This window comes from Streptomyces sp. YS-3 (assembly GCF_045257485.1).
Lineage (GTDB): Bacteria > Actinomycetota > Actinomycetes > Streptomycetales > Streptomycetaceae > Streptomyces.
In genome coordinates, this window is sequence record NZ_JBJHPC010000299.1 from 1 (window position 1) to 8,775 (window position 8,775).

Genomic DNA, 8,775 nt, shown 5'->3' on the forward strand with positions numbered 1-8,775 from the left:
CCCCCGTAACCGTCCACCGGCTGGCCCCTTGCCGGGGGCCGGCCCGTCATCCGAGAGAGACCTCCATCCCCACGCCCGACCGCACTCCCCCGCCCATCACCGCCAGCAGAAACCCGCGCCTGGCCGCAGCCCTGTTCCGCCGCTACCTGCGCGCCGTCGCTGTCGGCAGCCACGAACGGCCCCTTCCTCTGGGCGGCGCCCGGCCAGAGACCGCCCTCAGTGAAGCCCGCCGCCTCGGCCGACGCAGCTGACCGCCCCTTCCCTTCGCTCCCAGGAGGCCCATGACCGACCTGTCGTCCTATCCCGTACGCCTCGCCGAGAACATCGCCGGCCTCATCAAGACCCTGGACGACTACCTCGACCAGGCCACCCCGCGCCAAGCGGCCCGAATCCTCGGCAAAGTCCTCGACCCCGAGGACGGTGTCCTGACCCGGGTCACCGACCTGGTGGAGACCGGTACCCGGTTTGCTCAGAGCCAGGCCCACCGCGGGATGCTCCCGCCCGAGGTGTGGCTCGCCATGGGCCGGGCCTCCAACGAACTCCATAGCGTCGCCATGGACCTTGACGACCATGCCGACGCGATCAAGCAGCTCGGGACGCCGCCCACCACGGCAAGCACCCTGCCGCCCGGCCCCGTCGCCTCCGCCATGGTCGTCAGGAGGAGCCGGTGAAGCAGCAGCAGTGGACCGGCTGGGGCCCCGGTGCCCAACAGGCCGAACAGCACTACCTGGTCGAGCCCCGCTATCTCGCCGGCGGCGGCGATATCCGCTACGTCAGCGAGTTCCTGCGCGCCTCCGGGTGGAATGACAAGTCCAAGAGGGGCGGGCCGCTGGTCTTCGACAGCCCGGACAAGTCCGTCCGCCTCGGATACGACCCGTTCACCCAGCCCGGCGGGTGGACGATCTCCGGGAAGACAACCCCCGGCCAGGAAGCCTGGCACGCGACCTTCACCCGTCAGATGCCCGTGGAGATCGTCGCCGGGTTCACCGACGCGCTCACCCGCCCCCGCACCGCGCACGCACCCAACGTGTGGGCGCCCCTGCAAGAGCAGCACTGGACGACCGAACAGGGACAGCACGTCACCGCCATGAGCCCCGACGGCGGCGCCTGGATGCAGTTCCACCAGTCCAAGTCCGGCGAAGCGCACTGGTGGGCCGGCGCCCGCAACGAACATGGCCGCGTCTGGGACGCCCACTTCACTGCCACCACGCCGATGCACCTCGTCCAGGCGTTCAGTACCGCCCTGTCCGACCCGCAGCAGGTCATGCGTCCGCGCGGACATGTGCCGCCCTCCACCCGCATCCGCACCACCTCGGTGTCCGTGCGGCCCGAGGAGCTGTCCGCGTGGCAGCAGGCCCGCATCCGGGCTGCCCACGCCGTCACTTGGGCCCGCAACTCGTGGGCCACCACCCGGCCACGACGCCAGACAACCGCCGCCGGCTCGTACGCCCAGGAGGGCACCCGAGCCCGCCGCTGACCGGGTGGCCACCCCGCCTCCCCCTACCGAAAGCCTCCCTCTTGCCCCACCACGCTCACCCGGCAGCACCCACCCCCGACCAGGTCCGTCAGGCCGCAGGCACGCTCGCCGACCTCGCGGCCTATCTGCGCACTCATCCCCCGCTCAACGATGTTCTGCCGCTGCTCGTGCCGCTGCTCGACGAGGACGACGGCGTCCCGATCCTGCTCGGCGAGGCGCTGCGCTGCACCGGGCACCTCATCGGCCGCCATGCCGAGTTCCCTATGCTCGACACGACCCGTCAGATCATGGAGTCCTTCCGCGAAGCCTCCCAGGAGTTCACGGACTGGCACATCCTGCACTGGGACGTACAGCGCCTGAACGCCCAGCACACCGGCCGTACCACTCCAGCGAGCGGCCGATGAGTCCCACTCTTAGCGCACCGAGCGCCGAGAAGATCGCCGAGGCCGTCAACGTCCTGCACGAAGTTGAGGACTTCCTCCGTGAGCCGTCGTCCTTCCAGGACGCGCGGAGTGTACTGAGTCAGGTCCTCGACGAGGAGTACGGAGTGCCCATGGTGTTGGGCAACATCCTGCGCTCCAGCGCCCGCCTCATCGAGGGCCGCGCGCTTCTGCCGTGGCCCGTCGAGATCCGTCACATCGTCGCCAGGATGAGAGCAGCCGCCATCGAGGTGACCGACTGCCATGACCTCCATCAAGACGTCCGCCGCCTGGGCAGTCATGAGTTCGGCCTCCCCGCAGAGGTGCCAGCCGCGCTGTGACCACCCTTTACGTCGCCACTCGCGCCAACTCCCCGCACGGCACCATCTGGTTCGAGACCCAGCCCCGCCATCTCGCCGGGGGCGGAGATCCCCGGTACATCACCCAGGCGCTGCGGGCCGCAGGCTGGGCCAACCGCTCCGATCCGGACTTTCCCCACGTCCTGCTGGTCAGCCCCGACTACCGGTCCACCGTGGTGCTGGAGCCCGACCCCGAGCCGTACGCGGCATGGTGGCGTATCCGCGGGCAGGAGGAGGACGGCCGGCGCTGGTACACCGAGTTCGGCGCGCACACCCCGGTGGAGATCCTCGCCCACCTCACCGACGCGCTGCTCGAACCCGTCCCCGAGCACGCTCCGCCCGTCTGGTCGCCCCTGACGACGGCGGGCTGGTCCTACGAGCGCGACGAGCGGGGCAATGAGATCGCCCGCCACCCCGACAACATCCTCAGCCTGGAGCGGTGGGCCGTCGAGCCGGGCGAGACCTTTCACTGGCGGGCCCAGGCCGCCCTGCCCAACGGCGGCGGTGGCTTCCGGCGCATCTGGCACGCCTACCTCGACGAACAGATGCCGGCCCACCTGATCGCCGCATTCACCACCGCTCTGGCCGGCAGCGAGCCCGTCCAGCGCGGCATGTACGACGTTCCGCACTCCCACCTGGTCACTCAGCAGCAGCGCGGCCCGCAGGGCGAGCAGCTCGCCGGCGCGCACGAGGCGCGGCTCAAGGCGATGCGTGCCGGTGCGCGCAAGGCCCGCCGCACGGCCGCACTCGCCACGGCCGCACCGGCGCCCCTCGCCGCACCCGTCGCTTCTGCTCCCGGCCGGGCCCGCTGAACGAGCCGGGCGGCACTCCCGCCCGGCTCACCGCCCGCCCCTGTTCCTTCATCCCTTCTGAGAGCGCCCTTGTCCCCAACTGCTCCCGCCCCCAATGAGATCCACCGCGAGCGCCTGCACCAGCTCGCCGCCTTCCTGCGCGAGAGCGAGCAGATCCTCGACGACTTCGACGCCTGGCGCGAGGAGCACAGTGACCTCGACGGCTGGCCCCTCGACGACGACGAGCACAGCCGTCATGCCGTCAAACGCGACGCGGACACCTGGCGGTCCTTCAACCGCGTCCGGTCTTTCGCCAAGGACCTGCTGGCCACCGCCGAGGTCCAGGTGCAGCAGCTCAACCCCGCGCACCTCCAGTCCCGCTGGCCCTGGCAGCTGGGCGTCCTCGATGACGCCCTGACGCAGCTCGGCGCGCTGCAGCAACAGTGGCTCGAAGCCCGGGCCGCGCTGGCCCCGACCGACCGCCCGGGCAGCTTCGCGTACGACGACGCACTCGCCGAACGCAACGAGGAAGCCTGGTCCTACCTCGACGACTGGGCCACCCACGGCAAGGCTCTCCTCGAAATCCAGGCCGCCGCCCAGGGCCACCCGCCCCGCCCACCGGCTCTGGCCTCGGCCACGACGCGCGTACGCCCGGCGGTTCCCGCCGTAGCGCCGTCTGCGCCGGCCCGGAGGTGAGCGGCGTGCCGCACGACATCGACGTGGTCCTGGTCGCGCCCCGCTACCTCGCCGGCCCCGGCGACCCGGCCTGGGTCACCGTCCCCCTCCACCGTGCCAGCGGGTGGAGCACCGGCGAGGACCCGCTGGTGCCCCGGGTCATCCTCACGAGCCCCGACCAGCTCGCCCAGCTGCGTATCGCCCCCGACCCGGACCCGGCCGAGCCGTGGTGGACCCTGCGCCATGCGCACCACGGTGACCAACGGGCCTGGTCGATGACCTTCGACGCCAACACTCCGGTCGAGATTATTGCCGCGGTCACCGACGCCCTCACCGCCCCCGACCCACGGCCGATGGTGGCGGGCGACCCGTACGAGATGCTGCGCGCGGCGGGCTGGCACGCTCCGCGCCACCACGACGGTCACACCTCCCCCCAGGGCATGACCGCGCCCGACGGCCTGGCCCGCGTCGACCGCATCGTCCACGAGGACGGCCGCACCGCCAGCTGGATCGTCGAGACCTCCGTCCACCACCTCCCCTCGGTCTGGCGCGCCTACGCGGACGGCGACACCCCGCCCCACCTGATGGCGGCGCTCTTCGGCGCGATGGCCGACGAGACGCCCCTGGTCCGGGAACCGCACCGCGTGCCCCACCTGGCCGCCACCCACGGTCGTACCAGCTCCGGCCAGACCAGCGCCGAGACCTTCGCCTTCGCGCTGGAACGCCGCACCACCGCCCTCGCCACGCGGCGCACCCCGCCGCCACCGGCCGCTGGGCCCTTCTCACCGCACGCGCCCAAGCCGCGCCGGCCCCGCTGACCCGCCAGCGCCCAACTCCCCTTCTGGAACCGCCCTCTTGCCCCAGCCCTCCTCCACCAAGTCCACCGATGCGACCGACATAGCCTTCAAGATCCTTCTCGGGGTGCTCGCCGTCGGCGTTCCCCTGTCTAATCTCGCCTGGCTCGGCGGGCAGATCACCACCTGGGCCACCGACTCCGGGCCCGGCGCCCCCTACCAGCCCGTGCAAGCCCTCCTGCACCCCGAGCAGCTCTGGCCCGACCTGGGAGAAACGTCCCTCCTGTTCGGCACGCGCCTCCTGCCCGGCGCCGTCCTGCTCGCCCTCACTCTCACCGCCGCCGTGCTCTACAAGCGGTACAAGGGCGCCGGTGGCGGGCGCAAGAAGCGCATCGACGGCATGGCCAAGCACACGGACATCGAGCCACTGATGTCCAAGGCCATCACCTCCAAAGCCCGTTCGCTGCGGCCGAGCCTGAAGGACGCCAAGCACATCGACGCCCGTGACACCGGCATCCTCCTCGGCAACCTCCAGGGCACGAAGTACGAGGTGCGCATGGGGTACGAGGATGTCGCCGTGGCGATCATGGCGCCGCGCTCCGGCAAGACCACCTCCCTGGCGATCCCCTCGATCCTCAACGCGCCGGGCCCGGTCCTTCTGACCTCCAACAAGGCGGCCGGTGATGCCTTCACCGCCACGCTCGACGCGCGGGCAGCGGTCGGCCAGACCTGGTCGATGGACCCGCAGCAGATCGCCCACACCGGGCGCGAGATGTGGTGGAACCCGCTCGCCACCGCCAAGACCCTCGACGGCGCGGGGCGGCTGGCCGGTCACTTCCTGGCCGCGAGCGTGGATGCCTCCCAGCAGGGCGACTTCTGGTCCAAGGCCGGATCCAACATCCTCTCCCAGCTGTTCCTCGCCGCCGCCCTGGACGAGCGCCCCATCACCGACGTGATGCAGTGGCTGGCCTTCCCCGCCGACCGCACCCCGCTCGACATCCTGCGCGACCACCAGTTCACCGCGGTCGCCTCCCAGCTCAAGGGCACCGTGGAGGGGCCGCCGGAAACGAGAGACGGCATCTACGAGACTGCCCGCCAGTACGCCGCCGCCCTGCTGAACTCGGAGATCGCTGCGTGGGTGACACCGCAGAAGGACGTCGAGGAGTTCAGGCCGGAGGCGTTCGTGACCTCCGCCGACACCTTGTACCTGCTCTCCAAGGACGGGGGTGGCGGAGCCAGTGCCCTGATCGCCGCATGCGCGGACTCGGTGATGCGGGCCGCGACCGCGCAGGCCGAGCGCGCCGGCGGACGCCTGGACCCACCGATGCTCGCGATCCTCGACGAGGCCGCCAACGTCTGCAAGATCAGCGACCTCCCCGACCTCTACAGCCACTTGGGCAGCCGCGGGATCATCCCCATCACCATTCTCCAGTCCTACCGCCAGGGCCAGAAGGTGTGGGGGGATGCGGGCATGGACGCGATGTGGTCCGCCTCCACGATCAAGGTCATCGGGTCCGGCATCGACGACCCCGATTTCGCCGACAAGTTGTCCCGGCTGATCGGCGACCACGACGTCGAGACCACCTCCACCTCGCACTCCGAGTCCGGGAAGTCCACCTCGGTGTCGATGCGGCAGGAGCGGATCCTGCCGGCCGACGCCATCCGCGCCCTGCCCAAGGGCACCGCGCTCTGCTTCGCCACCGGCATGCGCGCCGCGATGCTCGACCTGCGCCCCTGGTATCTCGAACCCGGCGCCGACGAACTGTCCGCCGCCTCCGCCCGCGCCTCGAAGGGCATCACCGAGCGGGCCGTCGCCAAGGCAGCCCTGAAGCAGCCCGACTTCGGCACTGCCGCGTAGCCCTCCCCGGGGGTTTCTCACAGCCGCTTGGCCATCCGACGTCCCTCGCGGAACCACAACTCGCCACATCCCCTTGGTGCCTCCGTCTTCCGCCTGGATGGCCGTGAGGCCGCCCTAGGATGCTGCGCAGGATCAGCTGACTGTGAGGACACGCATGGCCACAATGATCAAGCACCAGGAGTTGTCAGCGTCCGTCGACTATTTCGGACTATGCCTTGAGGATGCTGACGACGCGCGGCTCCCAGCCCTGTTCCCTGACGGGTATGAGCCCGGTCCGTTCCTGACCGCGCGGGATGGCCGGTTGGACATCACGAGTGCCGGGCACACACACTGGGCCCATCTGACCGTGGAAGTCTGGGACAGTCCGCCGCCTAAGCCCGACGGTGAGTGGGAGGAGGAGGGTTGTGCGTCCCTCTTCTGTGCTGCGGGTGAGCTGAAGGTGCGCGGAGTCACCAGCCCGATGCCTGAACGGATCCGCCTCTCGGAAGGGCCGGCCAGATGGTCGGTTCGTCTGCTGTGTACCGGTCGTGTCGCAGTGGCCGAGGCCGCAACCCGCGACGTTGTCTATGACGTAGAGCGCTACACCGTCCAGTTCTGGCCCGCCTCCTAACCACGAAAGGCCGGTGCCTGCAGCGCACCGGCCTCCGCGATCAGCGTGTGGCGGCCTTAATGGATGATCTCCATCCAGAAGCCGTCGTCTGGCCCGTCAAGGACCCGGTTCTTGTCGTAGAACTGGCCCAGGAGGATGCCGGCATCCCTGTTCTGATCCCCCGGGACGGGCATCACGCTGAAGTTGTCACGCAATTGATGCGGGTCGTAGTCCGCGCCGACGGCCCCTTGGTACGTGCTGGCGAAGGGGTACTCGTCGCACTGGTCGCCGTTCTTGGCGTAGTCGTCCCCAAAGTACTTCGTGCAGTTGTACACGGAGCGGCGGCGATTCTCTTCTCTGCGCTTCGAGTCCGTGTACAGCCGGGTCAGGGGGTCGCCAGGGTTTTGCCCCGGAACCTTCTTGGTGGCACTGGGTGGCACGGTCGAGCCGGGGTTGGTGAACGCCTTCTCTATGTGGCGGGCCACGCCGCGTTCCGGCGCCCCATCAGCTGTGCTGTACACGAGGGGCGTCTGGTAGGCGAGGCTGGCTGCGCCTGTGGCCGAGTTGGGGAGGTAGGGCGCCTTGTCCCACCGCAGGGCGAGCCAGAAGGGCTCCCCGCCCGTGGCGCCGCCCAGCTTCCAGGCCATCGGCGGCTTGATCTTGAAGGAAGGCTGGTAGATGGCGCTGATCAAGTCCACCGACCCGCCGTTGCCCTGCCCCGCGGAGGCGTCCACGGTCTGGCTGAAGGTGCCGTTGCTACGCAGGGCCACCCACGGCTTCGTGACCGGCAGCTGTGTGCCACCCCAGCTGTACTGGACGCCGGCAGGCCAGCTCTTGGCTATCGCCGCCGAGGTCTGGATGCCGGTGGTCGTGATCCCCGTCTGCCCGGTGGAGAGCATGTCGGTGAACTGGTAGGTGAGCTGGATCTCCCGGCTGATCGACGGGACCGTCGCGATCACGACGACGTTGAAGTGACTCTCGCCAACAGGCTTGCCGTTCTGCAGCCAGGTCTGGTTGAACGTCGCGCCCGAGCAGGCGGCGTAACGGGACTTGACGAAGAACTTGTTCGTCGTGCCCAGACCCGCCACACACTCGGCGGCGGTCATCGTGCGCGGCGGATCCGGCAGGGACACCGCCCCCGCCACTCCCTCGCTCTTGGTGGGGGCGGGGCGCGCGGACTCTCGCCGCGCACGCGGAGCAAAGGAGGCCGCAGGCCCCACCGTCTCCTTCGCGAGCCGCGCCTGCGTGTCACCGTCGTCGGCTAACGCTCGCAGTCTTGCCAAGCCCTGGCCGCTTCTCAGCTCCGCGAGGGAGGGAGCGTGGGCGCCGTAGGGCAGGACGTAAGTGTCCACGCGCTGATCGAGCGGTGCACCGTGAGCCGACGCCGGAGCCGCCAGTGGCCACATCAGCGCGGAGGCGGCCAGCGCCATGGTGCAGCCACGCGCGTTTCTGAGGAATCGTTTCATCGTCCCCCCTGGACGTAGGAATTCCGCCCTCGCAAGGAGCGGCAGACATCATGCCTATCAGCCCCAGCCGCTAAGCCTGAGCGCGCTTGTCCTTTTTGGCGCGATCACCGTCGCAACCTGACCGAACACGCCGCCTCGTAACAAATGACTGGACACGAGATCGGGACGTCCACCAAACCGATCCATAGCGGAAGACCGGCTCTATCGATGCACTCAGGATGCCTATTCAGACCACTGAGAGAGCGTGACGGTCATGAACCCAACTGGCCGATTACGACCCCGGGGCACCGAGAAGGTGACCACATCACCGCCCCCCCCGCTCATCCTGCGGGGCCGACGGGCAAGGA

9 protein-coding genes are annotated in these 8,775 nt (G+C 69.8%); 8 read left to right on the forward strand and 1 reads right to left on the reverse strand.

Going from position 1 to position 8,775, the window contains the following annotated elements; genetic code table 11:
- Nucleotides 1-281 precede the first annotated feature (281 nt).
- The 8 genes from ACJA3G_RS22590 to ACJA3G_RS22625 all read left to right on the forward strand — a co-directional run bounded on the left by ACJA3G_RS22590 (nt 282) and on the right by ACJA3G_RS22625 (nt 6,373).
- Entirely contained in the window at nt 282-671 is a 390-nt protein-coding gene (locus tag ACJA3G_RS22590; RefSeq protein WP_406554847.1) for a hypothetical protein, read from the forward strand.
- Nucleotides 668-1,477: a DUF317 domain-containing protein gene (locus tag ACJA3G_RS22595; RefSeq protein ID WP_406554848.1), complete on the forward strand. Its 810-nt coding sequence runs from the start codon at nt 668-670 to the stop codon at nt 1,475-1,477. Before ACJA3G_RS22590 ends, ACJA3G_RS22595 begins: the two co-directional genes overlap by 4 nt.
- Nucleotides 1,478-1,518: 41 nt before the next feature.
- On the forward strand, nt 1,519-1,881 hold the full coding sequence (locus ACJA3G_RS22600; protein ID WP_406554849.1) for a hypothetical protein: 363 nt from the start codon (nt 1,519-1,521) through the stop codon (nt 1,879-1,881).
- Entirely contained in the window at nt 1,878-2,237 is a 360-nt protein-coding gene (locus tag ACJA3G_RS22605) for a hypothetical protein (RefSeq protein WP_406554850.1), read from the forward strand. Before ACJA3G_RS22600 ends, ACJA3G_RS22605 begins: the two co-directional genes overlap by 4 nt.
- Nucleotides 2,234-3,067 (forward strand): DUF317 domain-containing protein, encoded by an 834-nt coding sequence (locus ACJA3G_RS22610; RefSeq protein WP_406554851.1) that lies wholly within the window; start codon nt 2,234-2,236, stop codon nt 3,065-3,067. Before ACJA3G_RS22605 ends, ACJA3G_RS22610 begins: the two co-directional genes overlap by 4 nt.
- Before the next feature lie 69 nt (nt 3,068-3,136).
- Nucleotides 3,137-3,742, forward strand: a complete 606-nt coding sequence (locus ACJA3G_RS22615; protein WP_406554852.1) for a hypothetical protein — start codon at nt 3,137-3,139, stop codon at nt 3,740-3,742.
- A gap of 5 nt (nt 3,743-3,747) precedes the next feature.
- The gene (locus tag ACJA3G_RS22620) at nt 3,748-4,539 is read left to right on the forward strand and encodes a DUF317 domain-containing protein (protein WP_406554853.1); all 792 of its coding nucleotides are present in this window, start codon (nt 3,748-3,750) and stop codon (nt 4,537-4,539) included.
- Between the two features lie 37 nt (nt 4,540-4,576).
- Nucleotides 4,577-6,373, forward strand: a complete 1,797-nt coding sequence (locus ACJA3G_RS22625; RefSeq protein WP_406554854.1) for a type IV secretory system conjugative DNA transfer family protein — start codon at nt 4,577-4,579, stop codon at nt 6,371-6,373.
- Between the two features lie 666 nt (nt 6,374-7,039).
- Here the strand turns inward: ACJA3G_RS22625 and ACJA3G_RS22630 are convergent.
- A complete protein-coding gene (locus ACJA3G_RS22630; protein WP_406554855.1) occupies nt 7,040-8,428 on the reverse strand; it encodes a NucA/NucB deoxyribonuclease domain-containing protein in 1,389 nt (462 codons plus the stop codon).
- Nucleotides 8,429-8,775: the final 347 nt, after the last annotated feature.